Genomic DNA, 17,423 nt, shown 5'->3' on the forward strand with positions numbered 1-17,423 from the left:
TCGCGCTGCGGCCGTGCGGGGAGCGATGTCGTGTTCACTCAGGGCTGCAAACATCAAAACCCCCCGTTCTGTTCCGTATCCTGTGCCAGCTCATTCCCGGACTGTTCGCTCGCAAGCTCCCTCAGGAGCAGTGCGAGTACGCTCCGTACACTCTCCATACGAATTTCCGCGCGGTCGCCGTTCAACCGCAGGGCCTCGACTTTTCCGCCACCGGCGGAACCGGAATCTGCTCCGAAGGGGCCGTCCACGGCGACGAAAACCGTCCCGACGGGCTTCCCGTCCTGCGGTTCCGGACCCGCGACGCCGGTCGTCGCGATGCCCCAGTCGGCGCCCAGCGCCTTGCGCACGCCGGCCGCCATCTCTGCCGCGACCTGCGGATCCACCGCTCCGCGCTGTGCCAGCAGGGTGGCGTCGACGCCCAGCAGCTCGTGCTTCAACTCGGTGGCGTAGGCGGTCACCGAGCCGCGGAACGCCTTCGACGCTCCCGGGGCGGCTGTGATTTCCGCCGCAACCAGTCCGCCCGTGAGTGACTCGGCGACCGCGAGGGTCTCGCCCCTCACCGTCAGTAGTCGCACGACGTCGGCGGCCGGAGAATTCACGCTTCCGTCTCCTCCAACGCGGCCTTGCGCTCAGCGATTCCCTGCCTGCGCAGCACAATGGCCTGTCTTACATAGTCGAGTCCGGTCACCACGGTCAGCACGACCGCCGCCGCCATCACCCAGAACCTCAGAGTGGCCAGCCAGCCCGTCAGCGCCAGGACGTACATCCCGACCGCCACGCCCTGCGTGAGCGTCTTCAGCTTGCCGCCGCGGCTCGCCGGGATGACGCCGTAGCGGATGACGAGAAAACGCAGCAGCGTGATCCCCAGCTCCCGGCCCAGGATGACGATCGTCACCCACCACGGCAGGTCGCCCAGCGAGGAGAGACAGATCAGCGCCGCCCCCATGATCGCCTTGTCGGCGATGGGGTCGGCGATCTTGCCGAAGTCGGTGACGAGGTCGTAGGTGCGCGCCAGATGACCGTCGAAGAGGTCGGTGATCATGGCGATGGCGAAGGCCGCCCACGCCAGGGAGCGCCACGCGGGGTCGTATCCGCCGTCGGCCAGCATCAGCGCGACGAAGCCGGGCACGAGGAGCAGCCGGAGCATGGTGAGCAGGTTGGCGATGTTCCAGACGCTGGCCTGGTTGACGGCCGCGGCCACGACCTTCGCGCCCCGCGCGGGCTTCGCGTCGCCGGCCGGCCCGGAATCGGCGCCGTCGACTCTCGGCGGCCCCGCCTTGGAGGAGCCGTTCGCCGCCGATGCCGGTACTCCGGTCATCTGCCCGCCTCCTCACTACACCCGAGCGAGCCCGTCACCGGCTCGGCCACCAGGTCGACACCTTCCGTACCGACCACCTTCGCCTCGACCATACGGCCGACGCTCAGACCTTCGCCGCTCGTGAGCAGCACCTGGCCGTCCGTTTCCGGCGCCTGGTGCGCCCCGCGGCCGTACACGCCGTCCTCGTCCACGGACTCCACGAGCACCTGCACGGTCTCGCCCAGGCGCTCCTCGGCGCGCTGCGAGACAAGCTCCTCGGCCAGCCGCGAGACCCGTGCCAGCCGCTCCGCGACGACGTCCTCGTCGAGCTTGTTGTCGTACGTCGCCGCCTCCGTGCCCTCCTCGTCGGAGTAGCCGAAGACGCCGATGGCATCCAGCCGAGCGCCGGTGAGGAACCGCTCCAGCTCCGCCAGGTCGTCCTCGCTCTCGCCCGGGAAACCGACGATGAAGTTGGAGCGCACGCCCGCCTGAGGGGCCTTGCTCCGGATGGTGTCGAGCAGTTCCAGGAAGCGGTCCGTGTCACCGAAGCGGCGCATCGCCCGCAGCACACCCGGGGCGGAGTGCTGGAAGGACAGGTCGAAGTACGGGGCGATCTTCGGCGTCGAGGTCAGGACGTCGATCAGCCCGGGACGCATCTCGGCCGGCTGGAGGTAGCTCACGCGCACCCGCTCCAGGCCGTCGACCTCGGCGAGCTCCGGCAGCAACGACTCCAGAAGGCGGATGTCGCCGAGGTCCTTGCCGTACGAGGTGTTGTTCTCGGAGACCAGCATGATCTCCTTCACTCCCTGCTCGGCCAGCCACCGCGTCTCGTTCAGCACGTCGCTCGGGCGGCGGGAGATGAACGAGCCGCGGAAGGACGGGATGGCGCAGAAGGAGCAGCGCCGGTCGCAACCGGAGGCGAGCTTCACCGAGGCGACCGGGGCGCCGTCCAGCCGACGGCGCAGGGGCGCGCGGGGCCCGGAGGCGGGCGCCAGTCCCTCCGGCAGGTCCACCGGGGCGTGCCCGGGCAGCGCGACCTCGGCCGCGGAGTCCTGGCGCTCCGCGGGGCTGATCGGCAGCAGCTTGCGCCGGTCGCGCGGGGTGTGGGAGGCGTGGATGCCGCCGTTCAGGATGGTCTGCAGACGGTCGGAGATGTCCGCGTAGTCGTCGAAGCCGAGCACGCCGTCGGCCTCGGGGAGGGCCTCGGCGAGCTCCTTGCCGTACCGCTCGGCCATGCAGCCCACCGCCACGACGGCCTGGGTTCTGCCATGGCCCTTGAGGTCGTTCGCCTCCAGGAGGGCGTCGACGGAGTCCTTCTTGGCGGCCTCGACGAAGCCACAGGTGTTGACGACTGCGACGTCCGCTTCCGCGGCGTCCTCCACGAGGGCCCAGCCGTCCGCCTCCAAGCGGCCTGCGAGCTCCTCCGAGTCCACCTCGTTACGGGCGCAGCCAAGGGTGACGAGTGCGACGGTACGGCGTTCAGGCATGCGCTCAAGACTACTTTGTCTCACTGACAGCCCACGTCGACGGGGTTGGCCGATCTTGGCCAACCCCGTGTGGACATGCCCCTGCCAGCCAACCGTCAGCCGACCTGCGGGTCGCCCTTCGTATACGTCAGGCGCTCGACCGCGCCTGGCTGGAAGTCGTCCTCGATCTTCTTGCCGTTGACGTAGAGCTGGATCGCGCCCGCGTCGCCGAGGACGAGATTGATCTTCTCGCTGTCCTGGAAGGTCTTGGAGTCGCCCTGCTTGAGGAGCCCGTCGAAGAGCAGCCGGCCGTTGTGGTCCTTCGCCGAGATCCAGCTGCGGCCGTCGGCTGCGCTGACCTGGACGGTCACCTTGTCCTGGGGCGCGGCCGCGATGGCGCTGTCCGAGGGGTTGGACTTCGGGATGTCGGACTTGCTGCTCTTGGGCGTGGGCGAGGCCGACTTGCTGGTCGAGGGCGTGGATCCCTCGGCGACCTGGGTCTTCGCGCCGTTGTCGTCGCCGCCCTTGAACGCGGTGAATCCGACGAAGCCGACCACGGCGACGATCGCGGCGACCATGGCCGCGGTCCAGTTGGGCCCGCGCCGCTCGGGGCGGATGCGTTCCGCCTCGAAGAGGGGGGCCGCGGGGGTCGGCGCGGGGCGGCCGCCGTGTTCGGCGTCGTACTGCGCGAGCAGCGGGGCCGGATCGAGGTGGACGGCCTTGGCCAGGGTCCGGATGTGGCCCCGGGCGTAGACGTCGCCGCCGCAGGGCGCGAAGTCGTCCGCCTCGATGGCGTGCACGATGGCGATGCGGACCCGGGTGGCGTTGGTGACGTCGTCGACGGTCAACCCGGCCGCGATGCGTGCCTGCCGGAGGGCATGGCCGATGGAGCGGCGGGCTTCCGTGCGATCACCTTCGAACGGACGCTCGTCTTCAGGGGAGTTGCCGATGGACACGGGGGCGCCTTTCGAGCGTTTAAGCCACCTGTGCTGCAGGTTCAGTCTATGGGGGGTGCGAAAGGGTGGGGCAACCGGGCGGTCGGACTTTGTAGCCCATCGGAATGGCCGGACACGCCGATGGTGGGGTGCGCGATTGTCGCTTCCCTCAACTTGACGTATGTGGACGGGAAACGGTTGCTCAATGATCCCTTACGGGTGAGTCACGATCGGACATCGGTGGCCCACCCGCGCGAGCCTCTTTCTCAAGCCTCCCCGCGGATCACCGCGAGCACGCCGTCCAGCTCGTCAGCCTTCACAAGAACGTCACGAGCTTTCGACCCTTCGCTCGGTCCGACGATGCCCCTGGACTCCATGAGATCCATGAGCCGCCCGGCCTTGGCGAAGCCGACGCGCAGTTTGCGCTGGAGCATGGACGTCGACCCGAACTGCGTGGACACCACCAGCTCGGCCGCCTGGCACAGCAGGTCGAGGTCGTCGCCGATCTCCTCGTCGATCTCCTTCTTCTGCTTGCTGCCCACGGTGACGTCGTCCCGGAAGACGGGTGCCATCTGGTCCTTGCAGTGCTGGACGATCGCCGCGACCTCCTCCTCGGTCACGAACGCGCCCTGCATACGGGTCGGCTTGCTGGCTCCCATCGGCAGGAAGAGGCCGTCGCCCTTGCCGATCAGCTTCTCGGCGCCGGGCTGGTCGAGGATGACGCGGCTGTCGGCGAGCGAGGAGGTGGCGAAGGCGAGCCGCGAGGGCACGTTCGCCTTGATCAGGCCGGTGACGACGTCGACCGACGGCCGCTGGGTGGCGAGCACCAGGTGGATGCCGGCCGCGCGCGCGAGCTGCGTGATGCGCACGATCGCGTCCTCGACGTCGCGCGGGGCGACCATCATCAGGTCGGCGAGCTCGTCGACGATCACCAGCAGGTACGGATAGGGCTGCAGTTCCCGCTCGCTGCCCTCCGGAGGCTTCACCTTGCCGTTGCGGACGGCCTCGTTGAAGTCGTCGATGTGCCGGTAGCCGTACGCCGCCAGGTCGTCGTAGCGCAGGTCCATCTCGCGGACGACCCACTGGAGCGCCTCGGCGGCCCGCTTCGGGTTGGTGATGATCGGTGTGATCAGGTGCGGGATGCCCTCGTAGGCGGTCAGCTCCACCCGCTTGGGGTCGACGAGGACCATGCGGACGTCCTCAGGAGTCGCGCGGACCATGATCGACGTGATCAGGCAGTTGATGCACGAGGACTTACCGGAACCGGTGGCTCCGGCGACGAGGACGTGCGGCATCTTCGCGAGGTTGGCCATCACATAGCCGCCCTCGACGTCCTTGCCCAGCGCGACCAGCATCGGGTGGTCGTCCTCGGCCGCCGCCGCCAGGCGCAGCACGTCTCCGAGGTTGACCATCTCGCGGTCGGTGTTCGGGATTTCGATGCCGACCGCGGACTTGCCGGGAATCGGGCTGATGATCCGCACATCGGGGCTGGCGACGGCGTACGCGATGTTCTTGGTCAGGGCGGTGATCCGCTCGACCTTCACCGCGGGGCCGAGCTCGACCTCGTAGCGCGTGACCGTCGGCCCGCGGGTGAAGCCGGTGACGGCGGCGTCGACCTTGAACTCGGTGAAGACGTTGGTGAGTGACGCGACCACCGCGTCGTTGGCGGCGCTGCGTGCCTTGCCGGGGCCGCCGCGCGTGAGGAGGTCGAGCGAGGGCAGGGAGTAGGTGATGTCACCGGAGAGCTGAAGCTGCTCGGCGCGGGCCGGCAGGTCGCCGGGCGCCTCGGGGGCGGGCTTGGTGAGGTCCGCGACCTCGACCTTCAGCTTCTCCTGCTTGGGGCGCGCGGCCGGCACGGCCTTCGGTGCCGGTGTGGGGGTCGGTGTGCTCTCCTCGCGGTCCCCGACGCTCACACCCTGGGTGAGGTCGGCGACGATCGGCGAGGGCGGCATACCGTGCAGGACGGCGCCGTCGAGCGCGGCGGCAGCGGCCGCCGCGACGTCCACGGCGTCCATGGGGCGCTGCATGTCGGGCTGCGGCACCGCCGACCTCCGCGGGCGGCCACGACGCCGTGACAGGGCCTCCTGCTCCGCGCTGTCGGGGTCGTAGGACTCGGGGGCAGGGCCGCGCCTGCGCGGGCGCGCGGGCAGCGCCTCGCGCCACTGGTCGTCGTAACGCTGCTCGTCATCGGTGAACTCGTCCTCCTCCGGATCGTGGAGGATGCCGAGCTTCACGCCGAGCAGCCGCAGCCGCTGCGGAATGGCGTTGACGGGAGTGGCCGTGACGACGAGCAGGCCGAAGATCGTCAGCAGCACGAGCAGGGGTACGGCGAGGACCTCGCCCATCGTGTACGTCAGCGGGGTCGCCGCCGCCCAGCCGATGAGGCCGCCGGCGTCCCTTATCGCCTGCATGCCGTCACTGCGGGCGGGCGCCCCGCAGGCGATGTGGACCTGACCGAGCACCCCGATGACGAGCGCGGACAGGCCGATCACGATGCGGCCGTTGGCCTCGGGCTGCTCGGGGTGACGGATGAAGCGCACGGCGATGACCGCGAGCAGTATCGGCACGAGCAGGTCGAGGCGGCCGAAGGAGCCGGTCACCAGGATCTCGACGAGGTCGCCTACGGGCCCACGCAGATCGGCCCAGGTGCCCGCGGCCACGATCAGCGCGATGCCGAGCAGCAGCAGGGCGACGCCGTCCTTGCGGTGGGCCGGGTCGAGGTTCTTGGCGCCGTTCCCTATGCCGCGGAAGACCGCGCCGACGGCGTGCGCGAGGCCGAGCCACAGGGCGCGGACGAGCCTGTAGATGCCCCCGGTCGGGCTCGGGGCAGGCTTCGGCGGGGGCGCCGACTTCCTCGCCGCGGCTTTCTTGGCCGGGGCCTTCTTCGCCGGGGCCTTTTTCGCAGCGGCCTTCTTCGCCGGAGCCGCCGCCTTCTTCGCGGGCTGCTTCTTGGCAGCGGAGGGACGTGAGGCCATAGAGGTGAGGTTACCGGTGGAGGCGACAGCGGACACGTGTGCCCACTGCTTCACCCGTTCGTGTCGCCCTGAAGCGGGCGCGGAACTGACGCGTCCTCATGGGCAACAGGTCCGCGCCCGGAAGTCAGTTCTGCGAGGACACCGAGGACGCGCTGCCGGCGCCCGGCTCCAAGGCGTCCAGCGCCCGCCGCAATCCCGTGAGTTTGCGTTCGAGATGGGCCGCGGTCGCCACGGCCGCCGCATCCGCCGACTCGTCGTCGAGCTGCTTCGACAGCGCCTCGGCCTGCTCCTCGACGGCCGCGAGCCGCGCCGACAGCTCGGCGAGCAGGCTCGCGGGCTCCTTGCTCTCGCCGACCGCGGTCTTGCCGCCCCCGCCCTCCAACTGGAGCCGCAGCAGCGCCGCCTGCTCGCGCAGCTGGCAGTTCTTCATGTACAGCTCGACGAAAACCGAGACCTTCGCGCGCAGCACCCACGGGTCGAACGGCTTGGAGATGTAGTCCACCGCGCCCGCCGCATACCCGCGGAAGGTGTGGTGCGGACCGTGGTTGATCGCGGTGAGGAAGATGATCGGGATGTCCCGGGTCCGCTCTCGCCGCTTGATGTGGGCGGCGGTTTCGAAACCGTCCATTCCCGGCATCTGGACGTCCAGCAGAATGACCGCGAAGTCGTCCGTGAGCAGTGCTTTGAGCGCTTCCTCCCCGGACGATGCCCGCACCAGCGTCTGATCGAGCGCAGAGAGGATGGCCTCCAGCGCAAGCAGATTCTCCGGCCGGTCATCGACCAGGAGGATCTTGGCCTTCTGCACCATGGCCCGCCCTCCTCGCCCCGGATGTGCACCGGGCGCCGCCCCTGGGGACGACTCCCTTTCGCCGCCCGTCCTTGTGCCGGTCATCGTAGCCGCACCCCGCCTGTCGCCACACCCTGTCACCGTGATGTCACTGTGCACGTAGCAGAAACGTAGCGGGAGACCAGAAGGTTCCCCGAATCCCGTACTTCTACACGGCTTCGGCCACACTGAGTCAGCAACTCCGCGTGAACATCGATGGTTCCCGTCACTCCCCCCGCATCCACTGCTCCATCACCGACAGCAGGTGATCGGGATCGACCGGCTTCGTCACATAGTCGGAGGCGCCCGACTCGATCGCCTTCTCCCGGTCGCCCTTCATCGCCTTCGCGGTCAGCGCGATGATCGGCAGGCCCGCGAACTGCGGCATCCTGCGGATCGCCGTGGTCGTCGCGTAGCCGTCCATCTCGGGCATCATGATGTCCATCAGGACGACTGCGACATCGTCGTGCTGTTCCAGGACCTCGATGCCCTCGCGGCCGTTCTCGGCGTACAGCACCGACAGCCCGTGCTGCTCGAGCACACTGGTCAACGCGAAGACGTTGCGGATGTCGTCGTCGACGATCAGCACCTTCTGGCCGCCGAACCGGATGCCGCGGTGCACCTGCGGCGCTGCGTCCTGCTCGGCAGCCGACCACTGCTCCTGAGTCGCCAGCCGGTGGTCGGCGTCGAGTCCGTACCTGCGGCGGCGCCTGAAGAGCGCGGCGGCGCCGTTCTGAGTCTCCCGGTACGACTTCACCTCGGCCGGCGTCTCGATCTCCACCTCGGAGCGCTGGGCGAGGTCCGAGGCGGCCACCAGGTCGCCGGGGTCCAGGGTCGGCAGAGCCTGCTGGTATCCCTGGGGCGGCAGTTCGCTGGGGTGCAGCGGCAAATACAGCGTGAACGTCGAACCGCGTCCCGGCTCGCTCTGCGCATGGATCTCACCGCCGAGCAGCTGCGCGATCTCCCGCGAGATCGACAGCCCCAGGCCGGTACCGCCGTACTTGCGGCTCGTCGTGCCGTCCGCCTGCTTGAACGCCTCGAAGATCACGCGCATCTTGCTCGCGGCGATGCCGATACCGGTGTCGGTCACCGAGAACGCGATCAGGTCCGCGTCCGGGTCACTCATGGACCCAGCCTCCAGCAACTGCTCCCGGATCGCCGCCGGCACCTCCCGGCCGGCCGGCCGGATGACCAGCTCCACGGCCCCGGAGTCGGTGAACTTCACCGCGTTGGACAGCAGGTTCCGCAGCACCTGCAGCAGACGCTGTTCGTCGGTGTGCAGCGTGGCCGGCAGCTCCGGGGACACCCGTACGGACAGGTCGAGCCCCTTCTCCGCGGTCAGCGGCCGGAAGGTGGCCTCCACATAGTCGACGAGCTGGACGAGCGCGATACGTGTCGGGGAGACGTCCATCTTGCCCGCCTCGACCTTCGACAGGTCGAGGATGTCGTTGATCAGCTGAAGCAGATCGGATCCGGCACCGTGGATGGTCTCGGCGAACTCGACCTGCTTCGGGGTGAGGTTGGAGTCCGCGTTGTCGGCGAGCAACTTGGCCAGGATCAGCAGCGAGTTGAGCGGCGTGCGCAGCTCGTGCGACATGTTGGCGAGGAACTCGCTCTTGTAGCGCATCGACACCGCGAGTTGCTCGGCGCGCTCCTCCAGGACCTGCCGCGCTTCTTCGATCTCGGTGTTCTTGACCTCGATGTCGCGGTTCTGCTGGGCCAGCAGCTCGGCCTTCTCCTCCAGTTCGGCGTTGGACGCCTGGAGGGCCTTCTGCCGGTTCTCCAACTCGGCCGAGCGCTCCCGGAGTTGCTCGGTCAGCTCCTGCGACTGCTTCAGCAGCTGCTCCGTCTTGGTGTTGACGGAGATCGTGTTGACGCTGGTCGCGATCATCTCGGCGATCTGGTTGAGGAAGTCCTTCTGGATCTGCGTGAAGGGATTGAAGGAGGCCAGCTCGATGACACCGAGCACCTTGCCCTCGAACAGCACCGGAAGGACGATCACTTGTGCGGGCGGAGCCTCGCCGAGGCCGGAGGAGATCTTCAGGTAGCCGCTGGGCGCGTTCTCCACCAGGATCGTGCGCTTCTCCTCGGCGGCCGTCCCGATCAGTGCCTCACCCGGCCGGAACGACGTCGGCATGGAGCCCATCGAGTAGCCGTACGACCCCAGCATGCGCAGCTCGTACGCATCCTCGCCCTCGGCGTTCAGGTCCTTGCCGTCCATCAGCGGCATCGCCACGAAGAACGCGCCGTGCTGTGCCGAGACCACGGGTGTCAGCTCGCTCATGATCAGCGAGGCCACGTCCTGCAGATCGCGGCGGCCCTGCATCAGCGCGGAGATACGGGCGAGGTTGCCCTTCAGCCAGTCCTGCTCCTTGTTGGCGATCGTGGTGTCACGCAGGTTGGCGATCATCTTGTTGATGTAGTCCTGCAGCTCCTGGATCTCGCCGGACGCATCGACGTCGATCTTCAGGTTCAGGTCACCGCGGGTCACCGCGGTCGCCACGCGCGCGATGGCGCGCACCTGCCGGGTAAGGTTTCCTGCCATTTCGTTCACGGACTCGGTGAGGTCGCGCCAGGTGCCGTCGACGTCACGCACGCGTGCCTGGCCGCCGAGCTGTCCTTCCGTGCCCACCTCGCGGGCCACTCGGGTGACCTCCTCGGCGAAGCTGGACAGCTGGTCGACCATCGTGTTGATCGTCGTCTTGAGCTCGAGGATCTCGCCCCGGGCGTCGATGTCGATCTTCTTGGTCAGATCACCCTTGGCGATGGCCGTGGTGACCATGGCGATGTTGCGCACCTGACCGGTCAGGTTGGACGCCATGCCGTTCACCGAATCGGTGAGGTCCTTCCAGGTGCCCGCCACGCCCGGCACATGCGCCTGACCGCCCAGGATGCCGTCCGTGCCCACCTCGCGGGCCACCTTCGTGACCTGATCGGCGAACGAACTCAGTGTCTTCACCATCGTGTTGAAGGTGTCGGCGAGCTGCTGCACCTCGCCGCGCGCCTCGATCGTCACCGTCCGCGTCAGGTCGCCGTTGGCGACGGCAGCCGCGACCTGGGAGATGTTGCGCACCTGCATGGTCAGGTTCTTGGCCATCAGGTTCACATTGCCGCTGAGGTCCTTCCAGATGCCCGTGACACCCGGCACGTGCGCCTGGCCGCCCAGGATGCCCTCGGTGCCCACCTCACGGGCCACCCGGGTCACCTGCTCGGCGAAGCTGGACAGCTGGTCGACCATGGTGTTGACCGTCGTGACGAGCTCGAGAATCTCGCCCTTCGCGTCAACAGTGATCTTCTTGGACAGGTCGCCCTTGGCGACCGCGGTCGTGACCTCGGCGATGTTGCGCACCTGGATGGTCAGGTTGTTCGCCATGAAGTTCACGGACTGCGTGAGGTCCTTCCAGGTGCCGGAGACACCCTGCACCTCGGCCTGACCGCCGAGCTGCCCCTCCGTACCCACCTCGCGGGCGACCCTGGTGACCTCTTCCGCGAACGACGACAGCTGGTCCACCATCGTGTTCAGCGTGTTCTTCAGCTCCAGGATCTCCCCGCGCGCGTCCACGGTGATCTTCTGGGACAGGTCACCTCGGGCGACCGCGGTGGCGACCTGGGCGATGTTGCGCACCTGGGCGGTAAGGTTTCCTGCCATTCCGTTCACGGAGTCGGTCAGGTCCCGCCACACGCCTGCCACGCCGGGCACCTGCGCCTGACCGCCCAGACGGCCCTCGGTGCCCACCTCGCGGGCCACCCGGGTCACCTGGTCGGCGAATCCGGAGAGCTGGTCGACCATCGTGTTGATGGTGTTCTTCAGCTCCAGGATCTCCCCGCGCGCGTCCACGTCGATCTTCTGGGACAGATCGCCCTGGGCGACCGCGGTCGTCACCTGGGCGATGTTGCGCACCTGGGCCGTCAGGTTGCCGGCCATGCCGTTGACGGAGTCGGTGAGCTCCTTCCACGTACCCGCCACACCCGGTACGACCGCCTGCCCGCCCAGCCGGCCCTCGGTACCCACGTCCCGGGCCATCCGCGTCACCTGGTCGGCGAAGGACGACAGCTGGTCCACCATCGTGTTCACGGTGTTCTTCAGCTGGAGCATCTCGCCGGAGACGTCCACGGTGACCTTCTGCGACAGGTCGCCGTTGGCCACCGCCGTCGTCACCTGGGCGATGTTGCGCACCTGCCCGGTGAGGTTGCGGAATGCGGTGTTGACCGAGTCGGTCAGGTCCTTCCAGGTTCCTGCCGCGCCCGGCACCTGCGCCTGCCCGCCCAGCTCACCCTCGACGCCGACCTCGCGCGCCACGCGCGTGACCTCGGAACCGAACGACGAGAGCTGATCCACCATGCCGTTGACGGTGTTCTTCAGCTCCAGCATCTCGCCGGCCACGTCGACGGTGACCTTCTGGGAGAGGTCGCCGTTGGCCACCGCCGTCGTGACGGCCGCGATGTCCCTCACCTGAATGGTCAGATTCCGGAACACCGTGTTGACGGAGTCCGTCAGGTCCTTCCAGGTACCCGCCGCGCCCGGCACGTTCGCCTGGCCGCCCAGCTGTCCCGCGGCGCCGACCTCGTTGGCCACACGCGTGACCTCGTCCGCGAAGATCCGCAGCGTCTCCGTCATCTGGTTGATCGTGTCCGCGAGCTGCGCCACCTCGCCGCGCGCCGACACGGTCACCTTCTGCGACAGGTCACCGCTGGCCACCGCCGTGGTGACCTGGGCGATCCCGCGCACCTGGGCCGTCAGGTTGCCGGCCATGAGGTTTACCGAATCGGTGAGGTCCTTCCACACGCCGGCCACACCCGGCACCTGCGCCTGCCCGCCGAGTTCACCCTCGGTACCCACCTCACGGGCGACTCGCGTCACCTCGGAGGAGAAGGACGACAGCTGGTCCACCATCGTGTTGACGGTGTTCTTCAGCTCCAGCATCTCGCCGGCGACATGAACGGTGACCTTCCGCGACAGATCACCCTTGGCCACCGCGGTCGTCACCAGGGCGATGTCCCGCACCTGGGCCGTCAGCCGGTACGCCATCGTGTTGACGGAGTCCGTGAGGTCCTTCCACGAACCCGACATGCCACGCACGCGTGCCTGCCCACCCAGCTTGCCCTCGGTGCCCACCTCGCTGGCCACACGCGTGACCTCGTCGGTGAAGGTCGACAGCTGATCGACAAGGTTGTTTACAGTCCGCCCGACCTTGAGAAACTCCCCGCGCAAGGGATGCCCGGTCCCGTCCGGCGCCTGCGTCCGCAGCTCCATGCGGGGCGAGAGATCGCCCTCCGCGACCGCGGACAGCACCCGGCCGACCTCGGAGACGGGCCGTACGAGGTCGTCCACGAGCGCGTTGGACGCCTCGATGGCGGCCGCCCAGGAGCCCTCGTAGGCGCCCGTCTCCAGCCGTTCCGTGAGCTTGCCCTCACGGCCCACCATGCGCCGCACCCGCGACAGCTCACCCGTCAGATGGAGATTCCGGTCGGCCACCTCGTTGAAGACCGCCGCGATCTCCGACATCACGCCGTCCCCGGACACCGTGAGCCGCTTGCGGAAATTCCCGTCGCGCATCGACACGAGAGCCGCCAGCAGCCTGTTCAGAGCAGCCGTGTCCACCGCGGTCGTCCCGCCGCGCGGTTTGCGCTGGTTGTTCAGGGACTGTCCGCCTTTCGCGCGCGTTTTAGTGCCCCGCGTCGCTGCGCCAGACTCCACTGTGTCCCTCCCGCAGGGGTCGACCGTTACTGCTGTGCTCCGGTACTACTGCTCGACGTACCAGTTACCGCTGCCTGCTTCTGCCCGATGTGCCAGGCCGCACCACCGGCTGCTGCCCACTGCATGCGGATGTCACGCAGCCTGCCCGGACCTTCACAAGGAGCTTGCCCAGTGTTTCACCCTGCCTGAACCCGGCCATAACAGTTCGGCAGCTTCGCACATCGTCCGCACACCCTCTGGGCGGAAACACTGCAGACCGGCATCCGCATGGCCGTCGAAGGTAAGTAACCTTGCATGCGGCTGTCCAGCCGCGCCGGTCCGTCCGGCCTGGGCGGTGGCACGAGAACGAGCGGGCATCGGAGGGGCGGCCGCACACATGACCACCGGACTGATCCCGGGGGGACAGCCCCCGGACCCCCGGCCGACGGGCGGTCTGCCGCATCAGCGGCACGAGCCGGTCGGCCAGGCAGCCCTGCCCGTCGACAACCGGCCGAGGAGTTCTGTGATCACCGCGCGCGCGGCCGCCAGCTTCGAGCCCGTCGGACGATCGGTAGCGACCGCCCGCTCCTTCGTCCGCGACACCCTCCAGGGCTGGGGCTTCGCCGACATCGTCGACGACGCCGTGGTCCTCACCAGCGAGCTGGTCACCAACGCCGTCGTCCACGCAGGCACCTCCGCCGACGTCCTGTGTCTGCGCAGTGACGAAGGCGTACGGATCGAGGTGGCCGACCGCTATCCGGAGCGCGAGATCCCCCTCCAGGGCCACCCCGTCAACATGGGCAGCCCGGACCGCGAGGGCGGCCGGGGACTCCAGCTGTGCGCCGCACTCGCGGGCCGCTGGGGTGTCGAGTACACGCCCACGCACAAGCAGGTCTGGTTCCAGCTCGACCTCCCCGAACGCGCCGTGGGCACCCGCGCCGCCGGCCCGTCCCTCCCCGCCGACCTCCTCCCCCTCGCCGACGGCCGGGTCCGCGTCGCGGTCGTCCAGATCGACCGCAGCGGCTCCATCACTTCGTGGAACGAGGACGCGGAGGATCTCTTCGGTTACCCCGCCGAACAGGTGATCGGAAAGCCCCTTACCGATCTCGCCGCCTGGCCGCACACCCCGGGCACCAGCACCGGCATCGCGGAGGCCCTCCAGCTCTCCCGCTGGGAGGGCAGCTACGGCATAAGGGCCGCCAACGGCCGCGTCACCCCCGTGTACGCCTCCCACCTGCGTGTACGTGACACGGGCGGCGAGCCGTCCACCGTCTGCCTCCTTGTCCGTGACCACGAACGGGCCGTCCTGCAGACCCCGCTGCGCATCCCCTCCTCCGACACGGGATCCAACGCCGACGGCCAGAGCACCGACCCGTTCGAGGTGTTCATCGGCTCTCCGGCCCCGGACGACCTCGACGGCCTCCTCCAGCGCACGGTGGAACGCGCCCGCGACATGCTCGACGCCGACTCCGCCTTCCTGCTCCTGGCGACCGACGACGAGACGGAGCTGGAGGTCCGTGCCTCCACCGGCCTGCCCTCCGCCCGCCAGCGCTTCGCGCGCGTCCCCGTCGAGGCGGGCCCCGGCCGCTACGGCTCGGCCCGCATGCCGGCCGTCCACGACGACCTCACGGCCGTACCGGGCGCCGTACCGCTTCTCAGCGGCACGGGCATGCGCTCGGTCGTCACGGTCCCCCTGAAGGTCGAGGGCCGTCTCACCGGCTCCCTCGGCGTGGCGGCCGAGAGCCCCGGCAGATACTCGAACGAAGAGGCCCTGCGCCTCCAATTCGCCGCCGACCGCATCGCGTTGGCCGTCGAGTCGGCCCGCCTCGGCGAACTGGAGCGCCTGCGCCGCGGCTCCCTGAGCTTCCTGGTCGAGGCCTCCGACCTCCTGGCAGGCACCCTGGACCGCGACCAGACGCTGGCCCTGATGGCCCAGATGACCGTCCCCACCCTCGCCACCTGGTGCGCCGTCTACACGATCGCCGACCAGGCCTCGGAGCCGTATCTCTCGTACGTCCTGCACGAGGACGAGGAACTCATCGACGGCATCAAGTCGCTGCTGTCGAAGGTCCCGCCGCCCGACCCGGTTCCCACACCCGGCGCCCGCGTCTGGTCGGCCCCCGGCGAGATGGCCCACCAGGCGGCCCTGCGCAGCTCCATGCGCAGCCTGGGCCTCAGCGGCGGTCCGACCCACCAGATCGCCTCGAGCATCGGCCCCACGCTCGCCACCGCCTCCGCGGTGGGCGGCGAAACCGTCGTCCTCCCCCTGGTGGCGCGCAACCGGGTCATCGGCATGCTGACCCTCGGCAAGCCCACCGACGAACACTTCCGCCAGGAAATCCTGGAACTGGCCGAGGACCTGAGCCGCCGGGCCGCCCTGGCCCTCGACAACGCCCGCCTGTACTCGGAGCGCACGGCCATCAGCCAGTCCCTCCAGCGCAGCCTCCTGCCCCCGGAACTCCCGGAGATCGACGGCGTGGAGGTCGAGGTCATCTACCGCGCGGCCGGCGAGGGCAACGAGGTCGGCGGCGACTTCTACGACCTCTTCCCGATCAGCGACGGCGCCTACGGCTTCGCCATCGGCGACGTCTGCGGTACGGGCCCCAACGCGGCGGCGGTCACGGGCCTCGCCCGGCACGCGCTCCGCCTCCTGGCCCGCGAGGGCCTCAGCGGCCCGGCGGTCCTGGAGCGCCTGAACTCAGCGATCCTCGACGAGGGCGCCCGCAGCCGCTTCCTGACCCTCCTCTACGGCGAGCTGCGCCCTCAGGAGGACGGCAGCGCCGAACTGAAGGTGGTCTGCGCCGGCCACCCGCTCCCCCTCCGCCTGCGCCAGGACGGCACGGTCGAACCGGCCGCCGAACCCCAGCCCCTCCTGGGCGTCATGGAGGACCTGGAACTCTACGAGCAGACGGTCACCCTCGACCCGGGCGACGTCCTTCTGTGCGTCACGGACGGCGTCACCGAGCGCCGTGAGGGCACCCGCATGCTCGGCGACGACGGCCTCACCGACGTCCTCACCACCTGCACGGGCCTGACGGCCGGCGCGGTTGCCGCCCGCATCATGCGCGCGGTGGAACGCTTCGCATCCGACGCCCCGTCCGACGACATGGCAATCCTGGCGATGCGGGTCCCGGGCCTCCACAAGGACTGAGGGACCGCGAGCACGAAAAAAGGCCCCGCCCAATTGGGCGGGGCCTTTCGAATGGAGCCCCCAAACGGAATCGAACCGTTGACCTTCTCCTTACCATGGAGACGCTCTGCCGACTGAGCTATAGGGGCCTGTCGCCTTGAGGAGGTTTCCCCCGCGGCAACGGAATAGATCATACCCCGAACAGACACGTGCTCCAACCGCGTCCTGCGGTGCCGACCGCCCACTCAGAAAGCAGGCTGAAGCAATCCGCCCAGCGCATTGCATGCGCCCACGATCCGCTGCATGTCCCGCTTGGTCAACGCGGCGTCCACAGGCAGCGCGAGAGTCTCGTCGGCGGCCCGCTCGGTCTCCGGCAACGACACGCACCGGCGGAATTCCGGCAGCCGGTGCACAGGCGTCTTCACCGGCACCCGGCACTCAACTCCTCTGGCTCGGACGGCCCGAGCGAAGGCATCCCGATCCGGCCGCCCGTTCCCCGGCACCCGCACGACGTACTGCTGATAGGTGTGCCCGTCACCGCCGTCGGGCGTCCGCACCCCCCTCAACTTGGCGTCGAGGTAGGCGGCCCGCTCCCTCCGCTGAGCGATTTCGTCGTACGGAGCCTCGGACTCTCCCTGCTCCAGCACCAGAAGCCCGTGCCGCTGCCCCACACCGTGCAGCCGCGCGATGTCGGCCGGCCGACCGAAGCGGTGTACGACAACGACCGCCGCCGTCCTCGGAGTTATGGCTGCCACGACAGCGGCCGGATCAAGGCAGTACGTGAGCGGATCTATGTCGGCGAACACCGGCAGTGCGCCGGCGAGGGCGACGGCCCCAGCGACCTCGGAGTTCCCGAAGGCCGGTACGACAACCTCGTCACCGACTCCGACGCCGGCGGCCCTGAGCATTGCAGCAGTACCCATGCTTCGGATGGTTGTTGCGCAACGTGAACTTCAAGTGACGGAGAACAAAAAAGGGTTGGACCCTGAACCGAAGTTCAGGGTCCAACCCTTTGAATAATTGTTCGGCGGCGTCCTACTCTCCCACAGGGTCCCCCCTGCAGTACCATCGGCGCTGTAAGGCTTAGCTTCCGGGTTCGGAATGTAACCGGGCGTTT

9 protein-coding genes, 1 tRNA gene and 1 rRNA gene are annotated in these 17,423 nt (G+C 68.9%); 1 reads left to right on the plus strand and 10 read right to left on the minus strand.

Features of this window, described 5'->3' with window-relative positions:
• Window positions 1-53: 53 nt before the first annotated feature.
• From ACWC1K_RS22695 to ACWC1K_RS22725, 7 genes are all read right to left on the minus strand, one after another.
• Window positions 54-599: a CinA family protein gene (locus tag ACWC1K_RS22695; RefSeq protein ID WP_450833741.1), complete on the minus strand. Its 546-nt coding sequence runs from the start codon at window positions 597-599 to the stop codon at window positions 54-56.
• Complete coding sequence (gene pgsA / locus ACWC1K_RS22700) at window positions 596-1,318, minus strand: CDP-diacylglycerol--glycerol-3-phosphate 3-phosphatidyltransferase (protein WP_450833743.1); 723 nt, start codon at window positions 1,316-1,318, stop codon at window positions 596-598. Before pgsA ends, ACWC1K_RS22695 begins: the two co-directional genes overlap by 4 nt.
• Window positions 1,315-2,784, minus strand: coding sequence for a 30S ribosomal protein S12 methylthiotransferase RimO (gene rimO / locus ACWC1K_RS22705; RefSeq protein ID WP_450833744.1), 1,470 nt, complete (start codon window positions 2,782-2,784; stop codon window positions 1,315-1,317). Before rimO ends, pgsA begins: the two co-directional genes overlap by 4 nt.
• Window positions 2,785-2,879: 95 nt before the next feature.
• The gene (locus ACWC1K_RS22710; RefSeq protein ID WP_450833746.1) at window positions 2,880-3,719 is read right to left on the minus strand and encodes a helix-turn-helix domain-containing protein; all 840 of its coding nucleotides are present in this window, start codon (window positions 3,717-3,719) and stop codon (window positions 2,880-2,882) included.
• A 245-nt stretch (window positions 3,720-3,964) separates the two neighbouring features.
• Window positions 3,965-6,673 (minus strand): DNA translocase FtsK, encoded by a 2,709-nt coding sequence (locus ACWC1K_RS22715; RefSeq protein ID WP_450833748.1) that lies wholly within the window; start codon window positions 6,671-6,673, stop codon window positions 3,965-3,967.
• A 124-nt stretch (window positions 6,674-6,797) separates the two neighbouring features.
• Window positions 6,798-7,481 (minus strand): response regulator, encoded by a 684-nt coding sequence (locus tag ACWC1K_RS22720; RefSeq protein ID WP_351482375.1) that lies wholly within the window; start codon window positions 7,479-7,481, stop codon window positions 6,798-6,800.
• A 244-nt stretch (window positions 7,482-7,725) separates the two neighbouring features.
• Window positions 7,726-13,197, minus strand: coding sequence for a HAMP domain-containing protein (locus ACWC1K_RS22725; RefSeq protein WP_450833750.1), 5,472 nt, complete (start codon window positions 13,195-13,197; stop codon window positions 7,726-7,728).
• Window positions 13,198-13,573: 376 nt separating this feature from the next.
• Between ACWC1K_RS22725 and ACWC1K_RS22730 the strand changes: the two genes are divergently transcribed.
• Entirely contained in the window at window positions 13,574-16,327 is a 2,754-nt protein-coding gene (locus ACWC1K_RS22730) for a SpoIIE family protein phosphatase (RefSeq protein WP_450833752.1), read from the plus strand.
• Window positions 16,328-16,379: 52 nt separating this feature from the next.
• Here the strand turns inward: ACWC1K_RS22730 and ACWC1K_RS22735 are convergent.
• From ACWC1K_RS22735 to rrf, 3 genes are all read right to left on the minus strand, one after another.
• Window positions 16,380-16,455: transfer RNA gene (locus tag ACWC1K_RS22735), tRNA-Thr, on the minus strand.
• A 96-nt stretch (window positions 16,456-16,551) separates the two neighbouring features.
• Entirely contained in the window at window positions 16,552-17,214 is a 663-nt protein-coding gene (locus tag ACWC1K_RS22740; RefSeq protein ID WP_450833760.1) for a DegT/DnrJ/EryC1/StrS family aminotransferase, read from the minus strand.
• Window positions 17,215-17,328: 114 nt separating this feature from the next.
• Window positions 17,329-17,423 (minus strand): 5S ribosomal RNA (rrf, locus tag ACWC1K_RS22745); the annotation flags it as partial.

The organism is Streptomyces sp. NPDC001492 (assembly GCF_053597275.1).

Excerpts from the sequence above, each read along its gene's own strand:
- ACWC1K_RS22740 (WP_450833760.1), bottom strand. The coding sequence starts at position 17,214 with ATGCTCAGGGCCGCCGGCGTCGGAGTCGGTGACGAGGTTGTCGTACCG.
- ACWC1K_RS22730 (WP_450833752.1), top strand. The coding sequence starts at position 13,574 with ATGACCACCGGACTGATCCCGGGGGGACAGCCCCCGGACCCCCGGCCG.
- pgsA (WP_450833743.1), bottom strand. The coding sequence starts at position 1,318 with ATGACCGGAGTACCGGCATCGGCGGCGAACGGCTCCTCCAAGGCGGGG.
- rimO (WP_450833744.1), bottom strand. The coding sequence starts at position 2,784 with ATGCCTGAACGCCGTACCGTCGCACTCGTCACCCTTGGCTGCGCCCGT.
- ACWC1K_RS22715 (WP_450833748.1), bottom strand. The coding sequence starts at position 6,673 with ATGGCCTCACGTCCCTCCGCTGCCAAGAAGCAGCCCGCGAAGAAGGCG.
- ACWC1K_RS22720 (WP_351482375.1), bottom strand. The coding sequence starts at position 7,481 with ATGGTGCAGAAGGCCAAGATCCTCCTGGTCGATGACCGGCCGGAGAAT.